This window comes from Streptomyces polygonati, from assembly GCF_042650325.1.
Lineage (GTDB): Bacteria > Actinomycetota > Actinomycetes > Streptomycetales > Streptomycetaceae > Actinacidiphila > Actinacidiphila polygonati.
In genome coordinates, this window is the sequence record NZ_JBHSBB010000010.1 from 876,614 (window position 1) to 901,638 (window position 25,025).

Annotated in this window: 21 protein-coding genes; 12 read left to right on the top strand and 9 right to left on the bottom strand. The window is 71.9% G+C overall.

The features are described from left to right. Positions 1–13 precede the first annotated feature (13 nt). Positions 14–784: an SDR family NAD(P)-dependent oxidoreductase gene (locus tag ACFO3J_RS16680; RefSeq protein WP_386430156.1), complete on the top strand. Its 771-nt coding sequence runs from the start codon at positions 14–16 to the stop codon at positions 782–784. Between the two features lie 148 nt (positions 785–932). Then, a complete protein-coding gene (locus ACFO3J_RS16685) occupies positions 933–1,712 on the top strand; it encodes a hypothetical protein (protein WP_386430157.1) in 780 nt (259 codons plus the stop codon). A gap of 15 nt (positions 1,713–1,727) precedes the next feature. On the opposite strand, the gene ACFO3J_RS16690 is transcribed toward ACFO3J_RS16685, so the two are convergent. Genes ACFO3J_RS16690 through ACFO3J_RS16700 form a run of 3 tightly spaced genes read right to left on the bottom strand, consistent with a single transcriptional unit; the run spans position 1,728 to position 4,593 of the window. Beyond that, a complete protein-coding gene (locus tag ACFO3J_RS16690) occupies positions 1,728–2,384 on the bottom strand; it encodes a hypothetical protein (RefSeq protein ID WP_386430158.1) in 657 nt (218 codons plus the stop codon). Further along, a complete protein-coding gene (locus tag ACFO3J_RS16695) occupies positions 2,381–3,907 on the bottom strand; it encodes an ATP-binding protein (RefSeq protein WP_386430159.1) in 1,527 nt (508 codons plus the stop codon). The genes ACFO3J_RS16690 and ACFO3J_RS16695 overlap by 4 nt, the downstream gene beginning before the upstream one ends. Continuing rightward, positions 3,904–4,593 (bottom strand): response regulator, encoded by a 690-nt coding sequence (locus ACFO3J_RS16700; protein WP_386430160.1) that lies wholly within the window; start codon positions 4,591–4,593, stop codon positions 3,904–3,906. The genes ACFO3J_RS16695 and ACFO3J_RS16700 overlap by 4 nt, the downstream gene beginning before the upstream one ends. Positions 4,594–4,756: 163 nt before the next feature. Here ACFO3J_RS16700 and ACFO3J_RS16705 point away from each other — a divergent pair, with 163 nt between their 5' ends. After that, positions 4,757–5,683 (top strand): DUF3152 domain-containing protein, encoded by a 927-nt coding sequence (locus tag ACFO3J_RS16705; protein WP_386430161.1) that lies wholly within the window; start codon positions 4,757–4,759, stop codon positions 5,681–5,683. Between the two features lie 29 nt (positions 5,684–5,712). Here the strand turns inward: ACFO3J_RS16705 and ACFO3J_RS16710 are convergent, their stop codons facing one another. Further along, the gene (locus ACFO3J_RS16710) at positions 5,713–6,486 is read right to left on the bottom strand and encodes a hypothetical protein (RefSeq protein WP_386430162.1); all 774 of its coding nucleotides are present in this window, start codon (positions 6,484–6,486) and stop codon (positions 5,713–5,715) included. Between the two features lie 18 nt (positions 6,487–6,504). After that, the gene (locus tag ACFO3J_RS16715) at positions 6,505–7,737 is read right to left on the bottom strand and encodes a hypothetical protein (protein WP_386430163.1); all 1,233 of its coding nucleotides are present in this window, start codon (positions 7,735–7,737) and stop codon (positions 6,505–6,507) included. A gap of 329 nt (positions 7,738–8,066) precedes the next feature. Between ACFO3J_RS16715 and ACFO3J_RS16720 the strand changes: the two genes are divergently transcribed. The 3 genes from ACFO3J_RS16720 (at position 8,067) to ACFO3J_RS16730 (ending at position 10,066) form a co-directional block, all read left to right on the top strand. Further along, positions 8,067–8,894, top strand: coding sequence for a hypothetical protein (locus ACFO3J_RS16720; RefSeq protein WP_386430164.1), 828 nt, complete (start codon positions 8,067–8,069; stop codon positions 8,892–8,894). 317 nt (positions 8,895–9,211) lie between these two features. After that, positions 9,212–9,718, top strand: a complete 507-nt coding sequence (locus ACFO3J_RS16725; protein WP_386430165.1) for a hypothetical protein — start codon at positions 9,212–9,214, stop codon at positions 9,716–9,718. Between the two features lie 192 nt (positions 9,719–9,910). After that, positions 9,911–10,066 carry a hypothetical protein gene (locus ACFO3J_RS16730; protein WP_386430166.1) on the top strand — a complete coding sequence of 52 codons (156 nt, stop codon included), beginning with the start codon at positions 9,911–9,913 and terminating at the stop codon, positions 10,064–10,066. A gap of 25 nt (positions 10,067–10,091) precedes the next feature. On the opposite strand, the gene hemC is transcribed toward ACFO3J_RS16730, so the two are convergent. Both hemC and ACFO3J_RS16740 read right to left on the bottom strand, forming a co-directional pair. Further along, positions 10,092–11,063 (bottom strand): hydroxymethylbilane synthase, encoded by a 972-nt coding sequence (gene hemC / locus ACFO3J_RS16735; protein ID WP_386430167.1) that lies wholly within the window; start codon positions 11,061–11,063, stop codon positions 10,092–10,094. Between the two features lie 139 nt (positions 11,064–11,202). Next, positions 11,203–12,396 carry an RtcB family protein gene (locus ACFO3J_RS16740; RefSeq protein WP_386430168.1) on the bottom strand — a complete coding sequence of 398 codons (1,194 nt, stop codon included), beginning with the start codon at positions 12,394–12,396 and terminating at the stop codon, positions 11,203–11,205. Positions 12,397–12,669: 273 nt separating this feature from the next. Here ACFO3J_RS16740 and ACFO3J_RS16745 point away from each other — a divergent pair, with 273 nt between their 5' ends. The 3 genes from ACFO3J_RS16745 (at position 12,670) to ACFO3J_RS16755 (ending at position 16,381) form a co-directional block, all read left to right on the top strand. Next, a complete protein-coding gene (locus ACFO3J_RS16745; RefSeq protein WP_386430169.1) occupies positions 12,670–13,542 on the top strand; it encodes a hypothetical protein in 873 nt (290 codons plus the stop codon). 204 nt (positions 13,543–13,746) lie between these two features. After that, complete coding sequence (locus tag ACFO3J_RS16750; protein WP_386430170.1) at positions 13,747–14,568, top strand: DUF3558 domain-containing protein; 822 nt, start codon at positions 13,747–13,749, stop codon at positions 14,566–14,568. A 214-nt stretch (positions 14,569–14,782) separates the two neighbouring features. Beyond that, the gene (locus ACFO3J_RS16755; protein ID WP_386430171.1) at positions 14,783–16,381 is read left to right on the top strand and encodes a DUF2637 domain-containing protein; all 1,599 of its coding nucleotides are present in this window, start codon (positions 14,783–14,785) and stop codon (positions 16,379–16,381) included. A gap of 296 nt (positions 16,382–16,677) precedes the next feature. On the opposite strand, the gene ACFO3J_RS16760 is transcribed toward ACFO3J_RS16755, so the two are convergent. After that, a complete protein-coding gene (locus ACFO3J_RS16760; RefSeq protein ID WP_386430172.1) occupies positions 16,678–16,905 on the bottom strand; it encodes a TetR family transcriptional regulator in 228 nt (75 codons plus the stop codon). 32 nt (positions 16,906–16,937) lie between these two features. On the opposite strand from ACFO3J_RS16760, the gene ACFO3J_RS16765 reads away from it, so the two are divergent. The 3 genes from ACFO3J_RS16765 (at position 16,938) to ACFO3J_RS16775 (ending at position 23,027) form a co-directional block, all read left to right on the top strand. Next, positions 16,938–17,954, top strand: coding sequence for an NAD(P)-dependent oxidoreductase (locus ACFO3J_RS16765; protein ID WP_386430173.1), 1,017 nt, complete (start codon positions 16,938–16,940; stop codon positions 17,952–17,954). Positions 17,955–18,041: 87 nt separating this feature from the next. Next, positions 18,042–18,761, top strand: coding sequence for an alpha/beta hydrolase (locus ACFO3J_RS16770; protein WP_386430174.1), 720 nt, complete (start codon positions 18,042–18,044; stop codon positions 18,759–18,761). A gap of 684 nt (positions 18,762–19,445) precedes the next feature. Beyond that, positions 19,446–23,027, top strand: a complete 3,582-nt coding sequence (locus ACFO3J_RS16775) for a discoidin domain-containing protein (RefSeq protein WP_386430175.1) — start codon at positions 19,446–19,448, stop codon at positions 23,025–23,027. Between the two features lie 129 nt (positions 23,028–23,156). Here the strand turns inward: ACFO3J_RS16775 and lysS are convergent, their stop codons facing one another. Then, the gene (lysS, locus tag ACFO3J_RS16780; RefSeq protein WP_386430176.1) at positions 23,157–24,917 is read right to left on the bottom strand and encodes a lysine--tRNA ligase; all 1,761 of its coding nucleotides are present in this window, start codon (positions 24,915–24,917) and stop codon (positions 23,157–23,159) included. Between the last annotated feature and the right edge of the window lie 108 nt (positions 24,918–25,025).

Sequence of the window (25,025 nt, forward strand, 5' to 3'; positions counted from 1 at the left end):
AAGGCAGCCGCGCATGAGCCCCCGCCCCCGTACCGCAGTGGTCACCGGAGCGAGCAGCGGCATCGGCGCCGCGACCGCCCGCCGGCTGGCCGACGCCGGCTTCCATGTGATCCTCGCCGCCCGCCGGGTGGAGCGGCTCGACGCGCTGGCCAAGGAACTCACCGCCGCGGGCGGCACCGTGACGGTGTATCCGCTGGACGTCACCGACCGCGCCGCCGTGGACGCCTTCGCCGCCGCGCTCGACGTGCACTCGCCGATCCATGTCCTGGTCAACAACGCGGGCGGCGCGCTGGGCACCGACCCGGTCGCCATCGCCGACCCGGCCGACTGGCGGACGATGTACGAGGTCAACGTCATCGGTGTCCTCAATGTCACCCAGGCCCTGCTCCCCGCGCTGACCGCCTCCGGCGACGGCACGGTCGTGGTGCTCTCGTCCACCGCGGGGCTCGGCACCTACGAAGGCGGAGGCGGCTATGTGGCGGCCAAGCACGGCGCCCACGCCATCGCCGAGACGCTGCGCCTGGAACTCAACGGCCAGCCGGTGCGGATCATCGAGATCGCGCCCGGCATGGTGCGGACCGACGAGTTCTCGCTCAACCGCTTCCACGGCGACGCCGAGCGCGCCGCCGCCGTCTACGCGGGCGTGGCCGAACCGCTGACCGCCGACGACGTCGCCGACACCGTCTCCTGGGCCGTCACCCGGCCCTCCCACGTCAATGTGGACCTGCTGGTGCTGCGCCCGCGCGCCCAGGCCAGCAACACCAAGGTCCACCGCGAGCTGTGAACGGTCGCCCGGCGCGGACCCTCCCCGTCACCCGGGACCGGCCGGGCGCCGCGGAGCCGGCGGATAGCCGCCCGCGCTTCCCGCACGCCCGCGACGGGCGGCCGACCTCGCCGTAAGGTGTTCGCACGATACGGCGGGGGGAGCCAGGGTGATCACCGAACCGGAGATGTGGGACGAGCCCGGGGCGGTCGGTCCCGGTGGGCCGCTGGGCGGCTCCGAACACCCGCTCCCAATCGAGGGGTTGGCCGGGGGGTTCACCGAACGCCGGCCGTGGTGGTGGGCACTCGGCGGGGTCCTCGGCGCCTCCGCGGTCTGGGCCGCCGTCCTGCACGGCACCGGCTACGGCCACCGTCCGGCTCCCGACCTGCACGGCTACCACCTGATCGACAGCCCCTGCGGCGGCTTCAACCTCAAGGCCCTCACCGACGCGGTGCACAGCACCAGTTACCAGGCGTCCCCCACGGACCTGCGCCGGGGCCCCGCGCTGGACTCGGCCGCCTGCACCCTGACCACCGTCGCCTCCGCGGGCAACGGCTGGACGAGCACGTACACCGTCACCGTCGGCGTCGAACTGCACAAGAAGACCGATCCCCGGGTCGAGTTCGAGGACCGCAACCACCTGGAGTCGGCCAGTCTGAGCGCCGAGGAGCCGGGCACCCTCGTCGTCGGCACGTCCCCGCCCGACAAGGTCACGTCGGTGGCCGGTCTGGGCGACAGCGCGTATCTGCTCACGGCCGGCAACAGCGACCAGACCCTCACGGTGCTGCACGGCGGCGCGGTCTTCTCCCTCCAGCTCAGCCGGTACAGCAACTGGAACGGCCCCGGCATCCCGCCGACCGACGCCGAGCTCTTCCGGCCCACGCCTGTCGACCTCGGTCCGGCCCTGCGGGCCGCCATGCGGCACCTGATGGGCGTGCTGTCGTCCTGAGTCGGGGGCGGGTCCTCACCCGGGAGGGCAGTCCAGGGCCATCTGGGTCCGGGCCCACCCGGCGCCGCTGATCCGGACCACCAGCACACCGGCGCCGCCGCCGGGATACGGAGCGCCGGGGGACGAGCCGGACACCTCGGGCGGCACGGTCGGCACGGGCCCGGCCGGCACGGACCGACCGATGCCGGACCGCTTGGCGGCCAGTCTTTTGGCCGTCGACGGCTCCGCGCGGTACGCCGCCGCGACCGTGCAGGTCAGCTGCCGGACGGCCAGTGGAGTGAGCGGGGCGACGCCCGCGGGGAGTTCGACCAGCACGGTGCCCGAGACGTCCTTCACCGCCGGTGGGGACGGCAGCCGGGGCAGCTGGGTGCGGACGTCGGCCACCTCGGTCGCGGTGGGGCCCTTGAACACCTGGTCGACGGCGAGGGCGACATCGGGCGCGCCGCCGCGCGGCACCGCCACCAGGGCGCCGTCGCCGGACAGGAAGTAGAGGAGCGTCCCCGGCGGCATCCCGGTCGCCGGTTCACCGGCCTGGATGACGTCGGAGGGCGGCACCCCGCAGGCCGACAGCGCGCATACGGCCAGCAGACCCGCGAGCAGAGCCGGTCGGCGCCCGCCCTTCACCACCATGTTCACCAGCGCCTTCACCAGCGCCTTCACCACCGTGTTCACGACCGGCCCCCCGGGTCGGCCCGCCGGCCCGCGCCGGATTCGCCGTGGTGGCGCAGCGGGAACTCGACGGTGAAGACCGAGCCGCCCCCGGGCCGGTTCCGGGCCCGGATCAGCCCCCCGTGCAGCGCCACGTTCTCGGCGGTGATGGCGAGCCCCAGTCCGCTGCTCTCGCTGCGGGTCCGGGTGGTGTCCGCCTTGTAGAAGCGCTCGAAGATGTGCGGCATGTCCGCCTCCGTGATCCCGGGGCCGCTGTCGGCCACCTCGATGACGGCCCAGGCCCCCCTTCCCCGTCCGCCGGCCGCGCCGACCGACACCAGCACCGGCGGCGCGCCGTGCCGCAGCGCGTTGCCCACCAGATTGGCCACGACCACGTCGAGCCGGCGCGGGTCCACCCGGGCCCGCAGCGCGCCGGGCGGCGGCAGGTCGGTCTCCACCCGGTCCAGCCAGCCGCGCGAGGCCAGGGTGCGTTGGACGCACTCGGCCATGTCGATCTCGTCGAGGTTGAGTTCGGCGGCGCCCGCGTCGAAGCGCGATATCTCCATCAGGTCGTTCACCAGCGTGGTCAGCCGGACGGTCTCCTCGCTGATCAGCCTCACCGCGTCGGCGGTCACCCGGTCCAGGTGCGGCGCCTCGTCGTCGAGGACGTCGGTGACCGCCGACATCGCGGCCAGCGGCGTCCGCAGTTCGTGGGAGACGTCCGCGACGAAGCGCCGGGCCTGGGCCTCCAGCCGGCGCAGTTCCGTCACCGACCGCTCCAGCGCGGCCGCCGTCTCGTTGAACGACCGGGACAGATCGGCCAGTTCGTCGGAGCCGTTGACGGCGAGCCGGATGTCCAGGTGCCCTTCGGCCATCCGCCGGGTCGCGCGGCGCAGCGCCCGTACCGGACGCAGCACACCGCTGGCGGCGAGCAGTGCCAGCAGCACCGCGACGCACAGCGCCGACAAGGTGGCGTGCTCGATGGCGGTGATCATCGCCCGGACGTACGCCTGCTCGGTGCTCTGCGGCACCACCAGATAGAGGGCGAGCCCGGACAGCGGGAAGTACGAGCCGTCCCCGGTCCGGTAGGTGACCGGCAGCCCGACGACGAGGACCGGGCGGCCGCCGCTGTTCACCCGCTGGAAGACGGCGGCGGGCTGGGTGCCGACCGCGTGGAGCAGCGCCGGGGTCAGCTCGGGGAAGGTGTCGCGCGGGGTGGAGCTGGCACGCCGGCCGCCGTAGGTCGCCAGCACCCGCCAGCCCTGCGACTGGCTGGAGCGCGCCACCTGGTCCACGAGCTGTTGCAATGCGGCCTGGTCCGGCTCCGGGGCGACGCTCTGCGCGAGGGTGTCGACGCTGCTGCGGAATTCCTTGATCACCGCGTCCTGGCTCTGCTGGAGTACCCCGGTCCTGGCCTCCCGGAAGGCCAGGGCGCCGGTGCTCAGCGCGCTGACCATGGCGACGAGGGCGAAGGCGACGACGAGGCGGAAGCGCAGGCCGCGCAGGGCGAGCAGGGCCTTGGCCAGGAAGGCGGAGCGGGGCTTCACGAGGAATGGAAGCGGTAACCGAAGCCGCGTACGGTCTGGATGTAGCGGGGGTCCCCGCCCAGTTCCCCGAGCTTGCCCCGCAGCCGCTTCACGCAGGCGTCCACCAGGCGGATGTCGCCGTGGTAGCTGTGCTCCCAGACCGCCTCCAGCAGTTGCTGGCGGCTCAGCACCCGGCCCGGGGCGGCCGACAGCGTCAGCAGCAGCCGGAGTTCGGAGGGCGCGAGGGCGACCCTCTCGCCGCGGTGGGTCACCAGCAGGCCGGCCCGGTCGATGGTCAGCTCGCCGTGCGACTCCGCGCGGGGCCGGGCGACATCGGAGGCCGCCGGTTGCAGCCTGCGCAGCACCGCCCTTATGCGGGCGTCGAGCACCCGGGCCTGCACCGGCTTGACCACGTAGTCGTCCGCCCCGGCCTCCAGCCCGACGACCACGTCGATGTCGTCGCCCCTGGCGGTGACCATGATGATCGGGACCTGGTCCCGCTCCCTGATCCGCCGGCACACGTCGAGGCCGGCTATGCCGGGCAGCATCAGATCGAGCACGACGACGTCCGGCTGGAAGGAACGCAGCCGTTCCAGCCCCTCCTCGCCGGTGGCCGCCGCCGCGACCTCGTGCCCCTGGTGCCGCAACGCCATCTCGACACCCCTGCGTATCGCGGGGTCGTCTTCGACGAGCAGGACTCGGGACATGGGGTCAGTATGCGCGAGGGGTCCGCGTGGGCGGCCCGAGGACCGCGGCCGGCCGGCAGCCGTTACAGAAGGATCACACAAGGGCTGGTGAGCGGGCCGCCGTTACGGTTTCGTGATCTCGCGGGCCAGCGGCGATCACCTGGGGAACGCAGCCTGAGCTGCCATGCACTCGGCCAAGAAGCGAAAATCCGTACGGGCTGCCCATGCCGGAACCGGCCGCGGCCCAGCCTCCCGGTCCTCCCACCGCGAGGACCGCCCACGCGCCCGGTACCGGGCGCTGCTGATCGCAGCGCTGGCGGTGGCCGGCCTGCTCGGCTCGGTGCTCGTCTTCCTGAACGGCGGCACGACCGGCGCGTCGAGCGGCGCCGGCGACGCCATGACGCGGATGGAGGTGCGGGCGCCGGCCGGGACACCGGCGGGGACGGGGACGCCGACGCGCGTACCGGACGGGAAGCCGAGCGTGACGCCGGGCGGGAAGCCGCACGCGGCCCCGACGCCCGGCGTCACCAAACCGGGTACGGGCTCGGCGGCGGCCGGCACCGGCCGCTTCATCACGGCCGCCGCGTCCGGCAAACCCGTGGGCACCGGCGCGATCCGCCGCTACAAGGTCCAGGTCGAGCAGGGCAGCGGTGTCCCGGCCACCACCGCCGCCGACGAGATCTCCGGCATCCTCGCCGACCCGCGCGGCTGGACCGCCGACGGCCACGACGCCTTCCAGCTGGTCTCGTCCGGGCCCTACGACTTCGAGATCAAGATCGCCACCCCGCCGACCGTGGACCGTATCTGCGGAGCCGCCGGCCTCCACACCCACGGCGAGGTCAACTGCGACGTCGGTGACCAGGTGATCGTCAACCTCAAGCGCTGGAACACCGGTTCACCCGAATTCCCCGGCCCCCTGCACGACTACCGCGCCCTCATCATCAATCACGAGGTCGGCCACCGCATCGGCCACGGCCACGAGGGCTGCCCCGGCCCCGGCCGCCCGGCCCCCGCGATGATGCAGCAGATCGACGGCCTCCACGGCTGCACCGCCAACGCCTGGCCGTACGACTCCCACGGCACCTACCTCGGCGGCCCTCCGGTGCCGTGAGCGCGTGTCCGCACCGCGCCCGGCCGACGCTAGGTGAAGATCGCCAGCGGCCGGATGTCGAGCGTCTCGCTCTCCGGGTGCCAGGCGCCGACCTTGCCCAGGCACAGCGCCGGGAAGGCGTCGACCGGCTCGCGCAGGCCGGCGGTGCGGCAGGACACCCGGACGCGGGCGGTGGCCTGGGGGCCGTAGGGCGTGGTGAAGACGGTGAGGTCCGAGGCCGGGGTTGGGGCGGGGTGCGGGCCGGCCTCGCGGACGAAGTCCGCGGTGAGCAGCACGAACCACTCGCCGGTGCCGCTGAGCCGGGTGGGCCGCCCTCGGTCGTGCTGGGCGCGGACCTTGTCCAGGGCCGCGTTGCGCCGTACGGTCCCGCGCCGCAGGTTCGCGTGCACGATCGCGTCGGCCCGCTCCAGACCGTCCACGAGCAGGCCGATCACGGTGATCGGCTCGTCGGCCGCCTCGATGTACTTGGTGACGACCTCACGGCTGCTGTCGAAGGTCGCCTCGGGTGAGACGAGCGGCAGCGTCGCCAGGATCCGCCCGGTCAGACCAGTCCTGGTGCGCTGCTCGACCTCCTTGCGCAGCGCCACCTCGTACCGGTTCATCTGGAACTGGTCCATGATCGTCCGGTCGTCGAGATAGAGGCAGGTGCGGCCGTTCACCAGCATCTCGGAGGGCCGGGTGCGGCGGCGGCGCCCGGCGATCCGCAGCCCGAGCAGCCAGAGGGCGGCCAGCGCGGTCGCCAGCCACACCGTCATCCAGGGCCAGTTGACGGCCCACCACAGGCGGTCGCTCAGGACAGGCACGGATCACACCTCGCGGGATCAGTCGGCCACGGTCGGGCACGGTTTGACGGCGGCGATCATGTCCTCCAGCACGCCCCAGGGCGGCATCTTCGCCTCCGTCAAGTCGTTGACGTACGTGTTGGGAGAGGGGATGTGCCGGCTGTCGAGATACCGGTCCAGCGCCTGGGAATTGTCGTCGGGCAGGATCTGGTATCCCAGTTCGGTCGCCCGGCGGCGCAGCTCGGGGTCCTTCCCGAGCAGCGTTCCGAGCCGGTCGGCCTTGCGGTCCAGTGCGATGAAGTGGGGTTGCGACCGGCTCGGGGACTTCGGATAGAGCAGGACGCGTTCGGTGTCGACACCGCCGTGCGCGGCCTGGTAGCCGGCCTGATAGGCGAGGTACTGGTGCTCGTAGAGCACGGCGATCGGGTCGGTGCTGGGCCCGTGCGCGCTGGTGTAGGAGCTGTACAGGTCGTCGCTCGGGCTCTGCTGGAGCAGCAGCCCTTTGATACGCCTCGCCACGTCCGGGACCTCGTCCTCGGTCGGCGGGCGGTTGTCGTTGGCGGCGAAGGCGACCAGACTCAGGTAGCTGTCGGCCGAGTTGGAGTCGCAGATGTCGGAGGTCTGCGCCACCACGGCGTTGCCGTTGGGCAGTCCGTGGCGGGCGACGCCGAGATCGTTCCAACTCGGGCTGTCCGCGGTCCGTTTGAGGAACTTCGACATGTCGATGGTGTAGTAGAGCTGCGGCTGCCCGGGGGCGGCGGGCTGGGGGACGGCGATCCCCTGGTCGACGAGCGTTTCGGCGTACTCGCGGAAGCTGGCGAGCACCAGCGGGCTCTCGAAGGGCTGGGAGCTGTTCTCGTACAGGCCCTGGTGGTGCCGGTGGTCCCAGATCAGATCCGAGGCGGGCTTGCCCGAGGGGAAGACGAAGTCGAGGCCTTCGAGGCTGCCGGTCGCCACCTGGCGTGAGCCGGCCAAGGACACCTCCACCCGCAGTCCGTGCTTGCGCAGGATCCGGACGACCTGCGGGTCCTCGAAGAAGTCGCCGATCGAGGCGAGGCGTCCGTGCAGGGTGGTGACCTGCTGGAAGGGCAGCAGCAGCTTCCCGCTCACCGCGATCACCGTGCCGGACGCGAGTACGGCGAGTACGGCCGTGATGGTGCTGGCCCGCCGAAGCAGCGACCTGAGCCAGTGGCGCGGGCGAACGGCTCTCAGGATGGGCTCGCTCGTCCCCCTCGGGACCGGACCGCCGCGCGCCGTTTCCGGGTCGCTCACGCGTCCCCTCCCCCCTGGGCCTCGCACGTCGAACGGACAGAGTGCCGCAGCCGGATGGAGCGGGAGTGGACGGGGTGGAGAGGTTCGGTGAATCCGTCGCGAGCCTCGACCGCGCGGGCCGCGCGACCCGCCAACGGCTCGCGGCCGGCGGGACTTTGCGGTCCGCGAGCGGCCCCGGAACACTGGTCCGAAGCCGTCCGGCGGGGGGCCGGGCAGACCCCTGGTCCGGCCTCCCCGTACCGCACCCTGGACAAGCTCCGGTACGGCGACTCCCGTAGGACAACCCCCTGGGCAACTCCCGCAGGGCAACGAACTCCGGAGGACCACGGATGCCTTCCCCACCTGACGACGCCACAGCCGAGCGGATGCGCCGGGCGCACCGGAAGGCGGAATCCGCTCTCCTGGTCGGCGTGGAAGGCGCCGCCGAGACCTGGGGCCGGGGCGGGCGCAGCCTCAGCCGCCCGGCGGCCGGGGACCAGTGGCTCCGCGTGCTGGCGGCGTCGGGCCCGTCGGACAACGAGGACACCGCGTACTGGGACGGCTCCGAGGCCGCGGAGAGCGCGATCCCGGCCAGTGTCCCGCGCCCCCGGCTGAAGAGTTCCTACGACTGGCTGGAGGAGGACTTCGCCTACCGGGCCGAACTGTACGAACGCGTCCACGAACACCCGCTGAGCGGTGGCGCGTTGCCGCCCGCCGACCTGCGCCTCCCCGACAGCTGGTGGACCTCGCTGCGCACCGCCCTGTCCGAGGTCGCGGCGACACCGACCGAACGCGTGGCCATCCGCCAGCCGCGCCTCGACCGGGCGATGCCCAAGTACCTCGGGGCCGAGCTGGACACCTGGGCCCCCGAGTGGTCCACCGCGCACGCCGACATCCAGTGGTCCCACCTCACCGGCCCCGGCCTGTGCATCCTCGGCTGGGAGCGCTGGGGCCTGGCGCCGGCCGGATACGACGCGGCCTGCCTCTACATCTCCAGCCTCACCGTCCCCCGGCTCGCCGAGCGCGTCCGGCGGACCTTCGCCGACGTACTCGACTCGCCAGCCGGCCGCTTCTCCCAACTCGCGGCGGCCAGCGAGTACTTGCAGGGTATGGAACGCGGCAACAACCTGGAACTGCGCGGGCCGCTGCGCCGCCAGGTCGCCCTGCTTCTCAGCTAGGCCCTGACCGGGGGGTGGGCGCCCGGGCGGGCCCCGCGCGTCGGGGCGGGGCGTCGGATGGGGTGCACCGCGAGGCGGCGGGGGCGCCGGTTGCCGCGGGGGCCGGTGGTCCCTGGTCGTCGCGGACCCGGGAGGACCGCCCGCCCCGCGCCCGCGCCGTTTCCGGGGCGAAGTCCGCCGAGCGCGCCCGGTTCCGGTCCGGCGGGGCGGGATTCTCCCTGTGCCTCGACCCTGACCAGCCGCGGCCGAGGGTCCGTACGGACACGGACTTCGAGACGACGACCGCACCCTTCACGATCGGCGAACCCGTCCTACGCGTGGCCGTCATCGAACTGCCGGACGGCGCCCACCAGTTCGTCCTCACCATCCACCACGCCATCGCGGACGGCACCAGCGCGATGGCCCTGCTCGCGCAGGTGTGGGAGAGCTGCGCCGCCCGGACCACCGGCCGCCGGCCGGACCTTCCACCGCCGGCCCAGGGGCTCCCCGACCCGGTGGAGGACCACTTCCTGGCCCGGCTCGCGCCGGCCGACATCGACTCCTACCTGGCCCGGCGTGCCACCCGGATGCGGGCCCTGTCCCCGCTGGGCGTCCCCGCCCGGGAAGCCGGTCGGGAGGGCGACCGCCCGGAGACCGGGGTGCACCTCCTCGGGATCGAACTGACCAGCGCTCAGAGCCCGCGGCTCATGCTGATCCCGGGCGTGCCGGGTCCGGGCTGCTTTTCCCCATCGCCGACGGCGGTGCGCGGACCGGCGGCAGCCTGTTCAGGCCGTTCGATTGCCCGTCGGACTTGCGCTACCGATCGGATGATTACTTATCGGTAAGGCTGGCGGAAGCCTCCGGGCGTCCTATCGTGATGTCATCATTCTGAAATTATCAGAATGATCTGATCACTCAGGCGCCGGTTCACCCGGGCCGTTCCGCCTGACGAGCGGCCAGCAGGAGATGTCGTTCACATGGGCATGTCTGACAATGATCGAAAACCTGCGCACCATCCGGAAGACCCACCGTCCCCGTTGCCCCTCCCATCACCTCCCGAGCAGCTCCGTCCCGCCATCGAAGTCCACGTCCAGGGCATGCTGCACCTCAGCATCGACTACTTACCGCCCTGGCTCGTCTATCTGGCATCCAACGCGGTCTCGGCGCTCGGAGCCTGGCTGCTGAGCCGCTAGCCCGCCCGGCGGCCGCCCCCGCGTGTCAGTGCGGGATGCCCGCGATGATCTCGCGTGCGCCCTGGCGCAACAGCTCGGCGGAGACCCGCGCCCCCAGGGTCTCCGGGCCGTCGCTGCCCTCGTCCCGAAGCTGGGCGCGGACGAGTGCGGAACCGTCGTGGGAGAAGACCATGCCCCGCAGGCTGAGCCGGCCGTCCGGGTCGGTCACGCAGTAGCCGGCGATCGGGCTGTTGCAGTGCCCCCGCAGACCCCGGAGCATCACGCGCTCGGCGGTGACCTCGGTCGTCGTCCGCTCGTGGTCCAGCCGGCCGAGCAGCTCCACCACCGGGCCGTCGTCCTGCCGGCACTCCAGACCGAGAACACCGGCGCCGACCGCCGGAAGCATCTCGTCGACGGTGAAGACCTGGCGGCCGCGGTGGGACAGCTCCAGTCGCTCCAGACCGGAGGTCGCCAGGATCATGGCGTCCAGCCTGGTGTCGACCTGCTTCCTGCCGTCCAGCTTCTCGATCCGCGTGCCCACCGCTCCGCGTACCCGAACGATGTCGAGGTCCGGACGCACCCGGTTGACCTGGGCCTTGCGGCGGACCGCCGAGGTGGCCACCACGGCGCCGGACGAGAGGTCATCGAGCGTGCGCAGCTCGGAACCCTCGGGGAACAACAGCACGTCCCGCACGTCGTCGCGCGGCAGATGAGCGGCGAAGACCAGTCCCTGCGGCACAGGAATGTCGCCGGGGACGTCCTTGACGCAGTGGACGGCCATGTCCACATCGCCGCGCTGGACCATGGCGTCGATCTGCTTGACGAACAGGCCCTTGCCGCCGAGCCGGGACAGGTCCCCCTGCCACAGGTCGGCCTCGGTGGTGACCGGTACCAGTTCGACCTGGAGGCCGGGCTGCTCCGCGCGCAGCAGGCCCGCCACCATGGTGGCCTGGGCGAGCGCCATCGGCGAGCTGCGGGTGCCGATCCGTACGGTCCGGCCGGCCGGGAAGTTGCTCATGGGGTCCTCTCGTTCCAGGCCTTACGGTAGAGCGTCGATCCGGGACGCCGGAAAACGGCCCCCGGCCGGCTAGCGGTGACGAGCCGCGCCGGGAACCCCCGGCGCGGCACCCGTAAGGCCGCCAACACCGCCCGCCCGCTCACCCCTTGACGCAGACGACCTGCTTGAGCTTGGCGACGACCTCCACCAAGTCCTGCTGCTGCTCGATCACCTTGCCGATCGGCTTGTACGCGCCCGGGATCTCGTCCACCACGCCCGCGTCCTTGCGGCACTCGACGCCGCGGGTCTGGTCCTCCAGGTCGCGGACACCGAACTTGCGCTTGGCCGCGGACCGCGACATCTTGCGGCCGGCGCCGTGGGAGGCGGAGTTGAAAGCCGAGGCGTTGCCCAGGCCGCGGACGATGTAGGACTCCGTGCCCATGGAGCCGGGGATGATGCCCAGTTCTCCCGAGCCCGCGCTGATCGCGCCCTTGCGGGTCACCAGCAGGTCCATGTCGTCGTAGCGCTCCTCGGAGACGTAGTTGTGGTGGCAGGAGATGACCGGGTCGAACGCTGGGCGGGCCTTGGGGAGTTCATGGCGGACGACGTTCTGGAGGAGGGCCATCATGATGGCGCGGTTGTGCTTGGCGTACTCCTGGGCCCAGAAGAGGTCGTTGCGGTAGGCGGCCATCTGGGGGGTGTCGGAGATGAAGACGGCCAGGTCGCGGTCGACCAGGCCCTGGTTGTGCGGGAGCTTCTGGGCCTGGCCGATGTGGTGGTCGGCGAGTTCCTTGCCGATGTTGCGCGAGCCGGAGTGCAGCATCAGCCAGACGGAGTCGTCCGTGTCGAGGCAGACCTCCACGAAGTGGTTGCCGGAGCCGAGGGTGCCCATCTGCTGGGCGGCGCGATCCTCGCGCCACTTCACGGACTCGGCCAGGCCGTCGAAGCGGGACCAGAAGTCGGTCCAGGCGGCCGTCGGGAAGCCGTGCAGGCGGGCGGCGTCCACTGGGTCGTCGTGGCGGCCGCGGCCGACCGGGATGGCCTGCTCGATCTTCGAACGGAGCCGGGAGAGATCGGCCGGCAGATCGTCGGCGCGCAGCGAGGTCCGCACCGCGCTCATACCGCAGCCGATGTCGACGCCGACCGCGGCCGGGCAGACCGCGCCGTGCATGGCGATGACCGAGCCGACCGTGGCGCCCTTCCCGTAATGGACGTCGGGCATGACGGCCAGGCCCTTGATCCAGGGCAGCGAGGAGACATTGCGGAGCTGCCGCATCGCCTCGCCCTCGACCGTGGCCGGGTCGGCCCACATGCGGATCGGCACCCGGACGCCGGGCACCTCGGTGTACGACATGACGATCCCCCGAAGATCGGAACAAATGGAAAGAAGAGGAAGAAGGGGAAGCAGGGAAAACGCGGACCGCGGGACGCCGGAACGACCGTGCGGGCCGAACGGCGGCCCGGTCACCCGTTAATCCGCCCCGGCGGGCGGTTTCCACCGGACGTGCGGTAGACATTGTGTCCAGGGCTCGCTCACACGCGCCAAGGGTTTACCGGCGGACCGCCACGTCCGGGTGAATCCGGCCCATGAGCAGGCAAAGCACAGGACGAGGAAGGGGCCCGCCCAGTGCGGTCTACGCGAAGGCTGCCCGTCTCCGTCGGTGCGGCGGCCGGCGTTGTCGCGCTCACTCTCGCCGCGCTCGGCGGCTGCACGGCCGACAACGCGGACCACGGCCTGGTGACCGAGAGCAAGTCGGCGTCGGTCGACGACGGGACCGCCTCCCCGATGCCCCCGGGCAAGTACCAGACGCTGCCGCAGCCCTGCGTCGCGGTGAGTTCGGACGAGCTGAAGAAGCTGATCCCGGGCGCGACGGACTACGCGGGCAAGGAGTCGCTGACCTACGACACCGGCCGCCGGGTGGGCTGCACCTGGCAGGGCGCGACCTCCGACGGCACCACCCGCAAGCTGAGCATCGACATCGAACGCGTGGTGTCGTACGACCCCGGGATGAGCGACGAGGAGCAGGCCGAGAAGGACTTCGACCAGCGGGCGGCGGCGGCCGCGATCCAGCTGATGCCGACCGGTACGCCCGGCGGTACGGCCACGACGCCGCCGGCGCCCCCGAACTCGCCGACCGCGCCGACCCCCAACGCCGAGGGCCCCAGCGCCTCGGCGAGCGGCACCGCCACGATCACCGGCGGCGGCACCGCGACGGGCACCGGCTCGGACGGCAACAGCCCGGACGTACGGCCCCGCGAACTCGGAAACCTGGGCGACGACGCCTTCATCAACGACGTGCTCAAGACCCCGGCGAGCCCGGCCACCTCGGCGACCGGGCCGCGCCGGGACGTGACCCTGGTCTTCCGCACCGCGAACGTGGTGGTGAGCGTCACGTACACCCAGTCCAGCCCCCGTGGCGGCGGCGACCCGGACAGCTCCGACCTGCAAAAAGACGCCCAGCAGGTGGCCGGCCAGCTGGAGAGCAGGATCGAGAACTAGGGCCGGGCCCGTGCCGGGGACCCCGTAGGGTGGATGGCCGGTCCGTACGGCCGGAGCCGTACGGAGGGGATGACCGGGTTCGCACGGACTCACACGGACTCGTACGAACCCGCGCGGGCCGCGCCGCCGCCCGCGACCGCCGGCCCCCGCACCCGCACCCGAATACCGCTGAACAGACAACCCGACCAAAGGATCCCGGGACCCATGGAACGACGTCGACGCACCGCCCCGCGCCTGGCCGGGCTGATCGCCTGCGCGGCCGTGCCCGCGATGCTGCTCGCCGGATGCTCTTCGGGCTCCGGCGGCGGCTCCGGCTCGGGCAGCGCCTCGCAGGACGGAGCCGGCGGCTCCGCGAGTACGACACGGGGCACGCCCACCCCGACTCTCGCCCCCGCGAGGTTCGGCACGCTGCCCGCCTCCTGCAAGACGCTGACGAAGGCGACCGTCACCGCCCTCGTACCCAAGGCGAAGGCCTCCGGCGGCACCGAGTCGCAGTCCTCCGAAGCGGGCCTGCGCGGCGGCTGCTCCTGGACCGGGAACGGCAAGGACGGCTATCAGTACCGCTGGCTGTCGGTCACCCTGCAGCGCTTCGCGTCCTCCACCGAGTTGGGCGGCGCCGAGGACCAGGCGAAGAAGCGGTACACCGAACAGGTCGCCCAACTGGGGGCGGCCAAGGGCTTCACCACCGCCGACGTCGCCGGCCTGGGCGACCAGGCGAGCTCGGTGGCCGGCAAGGCGACCGCCGCCCAGGTGACCTCGCAGAACGACACGGTGGTGGCCCGTACCGGCAATGTCGTCCTCATCGTCGAGTTCGACGGCGCCGGCTTCGAGGGCAAGAAGAACCCGACCGCGTCCGTGATGGCCAGCGGCGCGCTGCGGGCCGCGAAGGACGCGGTGGCCTCGGTCGGGGCGGCGAACGCCACCGCGGGCGCCGCGCCCGGCCCGACCGGCGGCCCCGCCACGAAGGGCACGACCAGCGGCTCGACCAAGGCTGCCTCCAGCGGCTCGGGCGGCCTGTCCGGATAGCATGGCCCCGTCGAACACGCTCGAACAGGGTCGAACGGGACCGAGTGGACACCCCGGCCCGCGCAACTCATAAATAACTGCCGGGACTTCCGGCCCTCCCACCCGCTATCCGTACATATGTCCGACGAACAGGTGCCCACGGCTTCACCGCCGTGTGGCAGTCTGGGGCGGCCAGTTACCGGGGGCAGGAGCAGAGCGGCAGGAGGGGTCGCGGGTGGCCGCGATACAATTGACCCGGACGCACCGGATATTGATCGCCATCGTCGTAGCGGGCGCGGTGGTCATCGCGGGGATCGGCTTCGCCGGTTCTTACGCGGCCGTGCGCGCGCTGGCGCTGCACAAGGGGTTCGGCTGGTTCGCGAACGTCTTCCCGATCGGCGTGGACGCCGGCATCGTCGTGCTGCTCGCGCTCGACCTGCTGCTGACCTGGCTGCGCATCCCCTTCCCGCTGCTGCGGCAGACCGCGTGGCTGCTGACCGCGGCCACCATCGCCTTCAACGGCGCCGCCGCCTGGCCGGACCCGCTCGGCGTGGGCATGCACGCGATCATCCCGGTGCTCTTCGTGGTCGCGGTCGAGGCCGCCCGGCACGCCATCGGCCGCATCGCCGACCTCACCGCCGACAAGCACATGGAAGGCGTCCGCCTCACCCGCTGGCTGCTGGCTCCGGTGCCGACCTTCAAGCTGTGGCGGCGGATGAAGCTGTGGGAACTGCGGTCGTACGAGGAGGTCATCCGGCGCGAGCAGGACCGGCTGGTCTATCGGGCACGGCTGCGGGCGCGCTACGGCGTCGCGTGGCGCCGCAGGGCCCCGATCGAGGCGATCATGCCGTTGCGGCTGGCCAAGTACGGGGTGCCGTTGTCGGAGACGGCGGACGCGGGGCTTGAGGCGGCCGGGATCGAGATCGGCTCGCCCGTGAAGCAGTTGGAGGCGGTGACCGCCGAGCCGATCGTGGCGGCCGCACCGGGCGCACCGGCCGAGGTGGCGAACGCGGCCGAGGCGGAGCCGGAACCGGCGGCGGAGGCCGCGCCGACGCCCGCCCCCGCACCGGCACCGGCACCGGCCCCCGCGCCCGTAGCGGCGCCGGAACCCGAATCCGCCCCGGTCCCCACCCACCAGCAGGGCTTCGACCCCGCGTTCCTCCAGCAACAGCAGGCCTACGAGCAGCAGTTGTACGAACGCCGGGTCTATGAGCAGCAGCTGTACGAGCAGCAGCCGCCGTACGAGGAGCCCGGACAGGAAACCGTCAGCCCCTGGTTCGCGGCGCAGCAGGTCCAGCAGGCCCAGTCCCACCCGTACTTCCCGCAGCAGCAGTTCGAGCCCGAGCCGCAGCAGCAGCAGGTGCCGGTGCAGCAGGTACAGCAACAACCGCAGCGGCAGGAGCCGTTGAGGGTCCCCACCGGCCCCAACCGCAGCCGCCCGCTGGGCACCGCCGGCCTGAACGGCACCGCCCCGAACGGCTTCAACACCCGCCCCGCCCAGCAGTTCCGCGAGCCCCCGCAGGCGGCGCAGCCGGAGCCGCAGCAGCCCCAGGCGCCGACCCAAGTCGCTTCCCCCGCGCCGGACTTCGAGTCCGAGACCTACCCCGCCGCCGGCCTCAACCTCCCCGACGGCATCTCGGTGGACGAGGCCTACTTCGCCGCCTACCGCCAATACGTCCGCGAACGCGGCGACTTCCCGGGCGTCCGCCAACTCGCCCGCGCCCTCCAGGACGCGTACGGGGGCACCGCCCCCGAGGAACGCCAACTGATCACCGCAATCCGCGAGTTGCGCTACCGCTTCAACTCCGAGCAGGAGTCCGAGCACATCCCCTAGCCGGGAAGGCACCCGGAAGGCGACGGACGCGCCGTGACGGGCCCGGCCGACCCCGGGCCGCGCGTGCGCTGTGGCCGATCGTGCGGTTCCCCGCGCCCCTTGGGGCGTGTGCCCTCGTGCCCAAAAGTAGTTGGGCGGAGGCGGCGGGGCTGCTGGCTGGTCGGGCGCCGCACGGGAGGGGGGTGCGCACCGCTCATCGCGGAACGATGCCGTTGGGCGCCCTTGAGGGATCGTTCCGGGCCGGACAATCAGAAGACGGGCGCCCCGCCGCGGGCCGTTACGGTGGGGCAGGCCGGTCATGGCGCCGTACCTTCAGCGCGGTACAGCGTGGCCAAGCCGACTTTCGCCTCGCGCGCGATCGCCACCATAGGAATGTCGATGCCCTTCGCCGCGAAGAGGTGCCGCGCCGTGTCGAGGATACGGTGACGGTTTTCCCGGGCATCGGCGCGCAGGAACGTCTCCGCCGGCGAAAGCCGAGTGCGACCCCCCCCCATACCAGGAGTGCGGAATTCAGCGATGCCCACAGCAGTCTTTATCGGAGCCGGTCCCGGCCTCGGTGCCGACGGGTCCCTCGTCCGCAGGCCGGGAGCCGACCGGATCGCCCGCGCCGTTTCCGCATTCTGCCCACCTCCCGGAAAGCAGCACGGTCCGCATCGACGTACAGTGGTCGAGGAGCGTCGAGGAGGAGGAAACCCCACCCGGTGTCCGACCCCAGGAGTTCGCTATGGCCAAAGTAGGTTTCGTAGGTCTTGGGGACATGGGTTCCCGTATGGTGCCCCATCTGTTGCGCGCCGGTCATGAGGCGGTCGTCTTCGACATTCTGCCGGAACGCATTCACGACATGGCCGCTTTGGGGGCTGTCGCGGCGGACAGCCCGGCTGCCGTCGCACGCGAGACGGATGTGGTGATCAGTTCGGTCATGTCGGACGACATACCGGCGGCGCACTGGGAACAGGACGGCATTCTCGCCGGAATGCGTCCCGGTTCGGTCCTCGCGGTCCTGTCGACGACGACTCCGGAGATGCTGCGCGCTGTCGCGTCGCGCCTGCCCGACGGGGCCGGTCTGGTGGACGCTCCCCTGATCGGCGGGGTGCGCTACGCGTCGGAAGCCAAGCTGACCGTGCTGCTCGCGGGCCCCGACGACGCGATGAACCTGACCGAACCGGTCCTCGCGACGTTCGGGGACGTGGTGCGGGTGGGGCCCCTCGGATCCGGCGTGGCCTACAAGCTGATCACCAATGTGATCGTCATGGCGGCCGAGGCCGGGTTGCGTGAAGCCCTCGACCTGGCCGACACGCTCAACTGCTCGTACGACACCACGCTCGACCTGCTCGCCCGGGGCCCGATGGCCGCCGTCGTGAAGCGCGCCGCGGACCGGGACAACCCGCGCGCCATCCGGGCATCGGCCGTTGACTTCGATGTGCTGCTCTCCGCGGGCGGAGAGGACCTGCTGCCGATCTCGGCAGCCGGACGCCGTCGCCTCTGGGCGGCGGTCGAAGCGGCTTCCCCGCCCCCCGTCTTCTTCGACCTGACCACCCACGCCACCGCCCTTCCCCCGTACCGCGCCGCGTGACAGTGCCGCTCGGCGGTGCGGGCGTGCCCCCGCAGGCCGGGCGGCGGTTGTCGGCGTGATCGCCACATAATCCCAGGAGGTAGTGCGATGTCCGCAGCGGACCGACCCACCGTCGTACTGGTACACGGCGCGTTCGCGGACGCGTCCGGCTTCGCCGGCGTCATCCGCGAACTGACCGCGACCGGCGTCAAAGTCATGGCGGCGCCGAACCCGCTGCGCGGCCTGGCCAGTGACGCGGCCGCGGTGCGCGCGGTGGCGGGCGCGGTCGACGGACCCGTGGTGCTGGTGGGCCACTCCTACGGTGGCGCCGTCATCGGCCAGGCGTCGGTCGGCCTCGACAACGCTGTGGGGCTGGTCCACCTCGCGGCGTTCAGCCTTGACGTGGACGACAGCTGTGCCTCTGTGCAGGCCCCCTTCCCGGACTCCCTGCTGGCCGAGACCGCGCAGCCCACCCCGTACGACGCCCCCGGCGCGGCGGGCGGTCCCGACCTCTTCATCGAGGCCGAGCGGTTCCGTGAGACGTTCTGCGGTGATGTCCCCGTCGACCTGGCACACGTCCTGTGCGCGTCCCAGCGACCCCTCGCGGCCGTCGCGTTCACCGAGAAGGCGACGGGTGCGGGCTGGCGGACGCTGCCGTGCTGGTACCAGCTCTCGCGGCACGACATGGCCATCAATCCCGAGGCACAGCGCTTCATGGCCGACCGGATGGGGGCGGTCACCGAGGAGATCGACGGCTCCCACACGGCCTTCATCGCGCAACCGGTACGCACCGCGCAGTTCATCCGGGCCGCGCTCGCCAAGGTGTAGCTCCGCTGCGGTTCCCCCGCCGAAGCGGCCGGCCGGGGAACCGTTCGATGCCCCGGGGCGGCGTGTCCTCCTGGCCCGCGGGGAAGACGTCGGGGCGGCGGTGGTCCAAAGCCGCCGCCCCTCGGTCATTCCGGCGGACGCCGGACACCCCGGACAGACGCGATGCGAGCCGGCGTGGCGGCATCCCGGCGCGGTGCCGTGCCGACGCCGCGAGACGGGTGCAGGTCACAACCGGGTGGACGTGCGTCCCGGCGGTCCGCTGCCGCGGGTCTCGGCGGGAACGGACCCGAGGCCGGAGGACTCACCCCCTGACGCGTCTTCCCGGACGCGGCTCGCTCCTCCGCCCCGCTGATCGGCACCAGCGGTTCCCCGGCTGCGTCCAACCGGCCACGGCGCCGACCACGAGCGCCGCCGGGCCGCGCCGGACGCGGCCGTACGCCGGGCCTTCCGGCCCCTTGCCCCCGGGCGCAAAGCACCGCCCCGCCGCCGCTGCCCGCCCCCCGGCGGTGCGTCCGCCGGGCCCCGGAAAAGCCCGACCGCCGCCGCACGGCGACACCCAGCAAACGCACAGGAACCTGCCGCAGACGGATTGACAGCACTCACAGCATCCAACAGACTCCCGGGAGAGCGCTCTCCCAATGTGATCCCGCGTGATCTCACACACCCCCCACCGTGGAGATGCCCATGAGCCTGTTGTCTCTGCTGCTCCGCAACACCCGAAGGCGCAGACCACTCGTCGCCGCGGGTGTCGCGGCGGCCCTTGTCCTCGGCGGTGCCATCGGTTCCACCTCCGGCACCGCGCACGCGGCCGACACCCTGCTGTCGCAGGGCAAGACGGCCACCGCTTCCTCCGTGGAGAACGCCGGGACCCCGGCCTCCGCGGCGGTGGACGGCGACGCCGGCACCCGCTGGTCCAGTGCCGCCGCCGATCCGCAGTGGCTCCAGGTCGACCTCGGGGCGACCGACACCATCAGCTCGGTCACCCTCAACTGGGAGACCGCGTACGGCACCGCTTTCAAGATCCAGACCTCCACCAACGCCACGACCTGGACCGACATTTACTCCACCACCACCGGCACCGGCGGCGTACAGAACCTTTCCGTAAACGGTTCCGGGCGCTATGTCCGGTTGTATGGCACCGCCCGGGGCACCGGATACGGCTACTCGCTGTGGGAGTTCCAGGTCTACGGCTCCACAGCCGGGTCAACCGCCGGCGGTACGACGGGCGGTACGAGCCCCGGCGCCTGCGGGACGACCAACGCGGCGCTGAACAAGACCGCCACCGCCTCCTCCGTGGAGAACGCCGGGACCCCGGCCTCCGCGGCCGTGGACGGCAACGCCGGCACCCGCTGGTCCAGCGCGGCCACCGACCCGCAGTGGCTCCAGGTCGACCTCGGCAGCGCGCAGACCATCTGCCAGGTGGGCCTGACCTGGGAGGCCGCCTACGGCACGGCGTTCAAGATCCAGACGTCCAACGACGCCGCGGCCTGGACCGACATCTACTCCACCACCACCGGCACCGGCGGCACCCAGAACCTCACCGTCACCGGCACCGGCCGCTACATCCGGCTGTACGGCACCGCCCGGGCCAACGGCTACGGCTACTCGCTGTGGGAGTTCCAGGTCTTCACCACCGGCACCACCACCGGCGGCGGTAGCGGCGGCACCACCGGCGGCACCACCACCCCGCCGCCCGGCGGCGGCGACTTCTCCGGCACGGTGATCTCGGCGTACAAGCAGGTGTCCGCGTCCTCCTACGAAGGCGCCAACGCACCCGCCGCCGCGCTGGACGGCCGTACCAACACCCGCTGGTCCAGCCTCTACACGGACAACCAGTGGATCCAGGTGGACCTGGGCAACATCGGGACCATCAGCGGCATCGTGCTCAACTGGGAGTCGGCGTACGGCAGCGGCTACCACATCGACGTCTCCGACAACGGCACCGCCTGGACGCCGATCTACACCACCACGACCGGCAAGGGCGGCATCGAGAAGCTGCCCGCGACCGGCAAGGGCCGCTATGTCCGGCTGACCGGCACCGCCCGGGCCAGCGGCTACGGCTACTCGCTGTGGGAGTTCCAGGTCTACGGCACGGTGGACACCAGCACCGCGACGCCGCCGATGCTCTCCGGCCCGACCAAGGCACCGGCCACGCTGAACCAGTTCCAGCTGTCCGCGCCCGCCGACAAGGCGATGGTCACCAACACCCGGCGTCCCGCGCTGTCCTGGGCGGCCGTCGCGGGAGCCGCGCACTACGAGGTGTGGCTCAACATCAGCCGCACCGACTACGACTTCACCGCCTCGGGCAATCTCCTCGACCTCTACACCAAGGTCGCCGAGCCCACCGGCACCACCTACACGCCGAGTTGGGACATCACCGACCGGTGGACGTACAAGTGGTTCGTGGTCTCGGTGAGCGGATCGGGCGCCAAGACCACCTCCAACATCCGTACGTTCAGCCTCTACCTGCCCGATGTCGAGCAGGTGGCCGACGGCGTCAACGTCATCAACGGCGCCCGGGACCTGAACAAGGACGGTTCGATCGAGCCGTACGAGGACTGGCGGCTGCCGGTCGACACACGGGTGAGCGATCTCCTCGGGCGGATGACGCTGGAGGAGAAGGCCTACCAGATGTTCTACAACGTCCAGCAATACCCCATGTCCGGCTGGCACTTCGGACCGGCGCAGCCCGCCGACCTGAACAATGTGCTGCTGTCCACCGCGGCCACCCGGCTGGGCATCCCGCCGGTCTCCGCGGGTGACACCACGGCCGGCTACCAGACGACCTATCCGCTGCAGAGCACCCTGGCGGCGGGCAAGGACTACCCGCTGGACTACAAGCTGGGCAACATGCAGCGCCAGGAGGAGCTGGAGGTCGGTGCCCGCGGCACCCTCTCCCCGCTCGCGGAGGTCGGCACCAAGGTGCTCTACCCCCGGATCCAGGAGGGCGGCGGTGAGAACGCCGATGTGGCCGCGGCCCAACTGCGCGCGCTGGTATCCGGGTTGCAGGGCGGCCCGGAGCTGAACCCGGGTTCGGTGCTGGCGACCGTCAAGCACTGGCCGGGCGAGGGCGCCGGCGGCGAGGCGGGCATCGTCTACGACGGGGTGACGATCAAGTACCACATGATCCCGTTCAAGGCGGCGATGGAGGCCGGCGCGGTCAACATCATGCCGGGCTACGCGGGCAGTTCGTATCTCGACCCGGGCGGCCCCGGCGCCGGTGACAGCGCCAAGATCCTCACCTACCTGCGGCAGAACCTCGGTTACACCGGTCTGATCACCACCGACTGGCTGCCGTCGAGCGCCTGGATCAACGCGGCCAACGCGGGCTCCGACGTGATGGGCGGCGCCGACCCGGGCGCGGTCGGCTTCACGATGGCGAGCTTCGAGAGCGGGGTGCCGCTGGCCCGGATCAACGACGCGGTGACCCGGATCCTGAAGCTCAAGTTCGAGCTGGGCATCTTCGACCACCCGTACGGCGACCCGGTGAACGGTCCCTACCGCTTCCACCAGCCCAGCTACACGCAGCTCGCCAACCAGGCGTCGCGCGAGTCCAACACCCTGCTGAAGAACAACGGGGTGCTGCCGGTCAAGCTCAACGCCGGCGACAACATCGTGGTGGCCGGCGACCGGTCCACCGACGGCGCGTCCTGCTGCATCTGGTCCAGCTACTTCCACCCGGACTACGGCTCGCTCGACGAGTTCGACGCGCTGAAGGCGAGAGCCGCGCAGGCCGGGGTGAATGTCTACCAAGGCACCGGCCCGACGCCGAAGTTGGCGGTGGTGGATGTCGGCGAACCGTCGTACACCCACGCGACCTCCTGGCCGGACACCCAGCCCTATCTGCCGGCCGACCAGGTGGCCCTGATCCAGAACTTCAAGAACCAGGGCATACCGGTGGTGGTCGTCCTCACGCTGCCACGGCCGATCGTGATCAGCGACTGGGCGAATCTGGCCGACGCCATCGTGGTGGTCTACCGCGGCGGCGAGGAAGTCGGGCCGGCCGCGGCCAGCCTGCTCTTCGGGGACTACACCCCGCACGGCACGCTGCCCTGGCAGCTCCCGCGCAGCCTGGACCAGATCCTCAAACCGGGCGGCGGCGACAACCAGGCCGACGCGAACGAGGCGTGGGACCTGCCCTACGACCTCGGCGCGACGGCCGCCGAACGCGCCGACATCCGGGCGAAGATCGACGCGGGCCAGACCGTGCCGCCGACGTACGGCAACCCGCTCTACCAGTACGGCTCCGGGCTGAACCACTTCTAGCCCGGGCGCCCACGGACGTACGAGCGCGATGACGAAACGGGCGGGCCGGGGTCGAAAGACCCCGGCCCGCCCGCCGCGTGTCCGGCGCCATCCGCCGCGCGTCCGGTCGCCGCACCGCCGGCCCGGTGGTTACGCCGCCGCGCCGCCCAGCAGCTCCCGTACCCGGTCCTGCCCCACCGCCAGCAGCAGCGTCGGCAGCCGGGGGCCGGTGTCGCGGCCTACCAGCAGTTCGTAGAGCAGCGCGAAGAACCTCCGCTGGGCGACCTTGAGTTCGGGCGTCGGCTTGGCGTCCGGAGCGAGTCCGGCCTGCACCTTGGGGACCGCGTAGACCAGCGTGGTCAGCCCGTCCAGCGACCAGTGCGAGTCCAGGCCCTCCAGCAGCAGCTTGATCGCGCCCCGGTCGTCGTCCTCCAGCGCGCCGAGCCGCTCGGCGTCCGGCGACGACCGGACCACGGTGCGCTGCTCGGCCGGCACCTGGGTCAGGGTCCAGCTGACCGCCCGGTCGAGCCGGGGCCGCAGCTCGTCAAGGCCGGTCAGCGGGTGCTCCGGGTCCAGCTCGGACAGGATGCGCAGGGTCTGCGCCCGCGCGCCCGCGGTGATGTCGGCGACCGAGGCCAGGGTGCGGTACGACAGCGGGCGCGGGGTGCGCGGCAGCTCGCCGGCCGCGGTCGCGGCGGCGCGGCGGTAGGCGGCGAGGTCACCGGGCAGCGCCGAGCCGTCCTCGACCTTGCGGGTCAGGGCGTCCCACTCGTCGTAGAGCCGCTGGATCTCCTGGTCGAAGGCGATCTTGAAGGACTGGTTGGGCCGCCGGCGGGCGTACAGCCAGCGCAGCAGCTGCGGCTCCATGATCTTCAGGGCGTCGCCGGGGGTGGGTACGCCGCCCTTGGAGGAGGACATCTTGGCCATGCCGGAGATGCCGACGAAGGCGTACATCGGCCCGATCGGCTGCTCGCCGCCGAAGATCGGCCCGACGATCTGCCCGCCGACCTGGAAGGACGACCCGGGCGAGGAGTGGTCGACGCCGGACGGCTCGAAGACGACGCCCTCGTAGGCCCAGCGCATCGGCCAGTCGACCTTCCACACCAGCTTGCCGCGGTCGAACTCGCTCAGCCGCACCGTCTCGCCGTGCCCGCAGGCGCAGGTGTACGTCAGCTCGGTGGTCTCGTCGTCGTAGGCGGTGACGGTGGTCAGGTCCTTGCCGCACTCGGCGCAGTACGGCTTGTACGGGTAGTAGCCCGCCCCGCCGCCGCTGCCGTCGTCCTCCTCGGCGGCGCCCGAGCCCTCCTCGGCCTCCAGCTCGGCGGCGTCCACCGGCTTCTGCGACTGCTTGGCGGGGCCGCCGGGGGCCTTCTTGGTGCGGTAGCGGGCCAGGATCGCGTCGATGTCGGCGCGGTGCCGCATGGCGTGCAGGATCTGCTCGCGGTAGGTGCCCGCGGTGTACTGGGCGGTCTGGCTGATCCCGTCGTACTCCACCCCGAGCTCGGCCAGCGCCTCGGTCATCTGCGCCTTGAAGTGCTCGGCCCAGTTCGGGTACGGGGAGCCCTCGGGGGCGGGCACCGAGGTCAGCGGCTTGCCGATGTGCTCGGCCCAGGAGTCGTCCACGCCGGGGACGCCGGCCGGGACCTTGCGGAAGCGGTCGTAGTCGTCCCAGGAGATCAGGTGCCGGACCTGGTGGCCGCGCCGCCGGATCTCGTCGGCGACCAGGTGCGGGGTCATCACCTCGCGCAGGTTGCCCAGGTGGATCGGCCCGGACGGACTGAGCCCGGAGGCGACCACGACGACCGGAGCGCCAGCGACCGACGATTTCGCCCCGGGCGCGCGACGCTCCGACTCGGCGATCACATCGTCCGCGAAACGGGAGACCCAGTCGGCCTCGGTGCTGCCAGCCACGGCGCTTCCTTCTTCCTGGTCGGCGGGGCGACTACGGACAGCCCCGGCGTTCCCATTCTCCCAGACGGAAAACCGGTCGCGCCCCGTGAAATAATTGCCCTGTCGGCA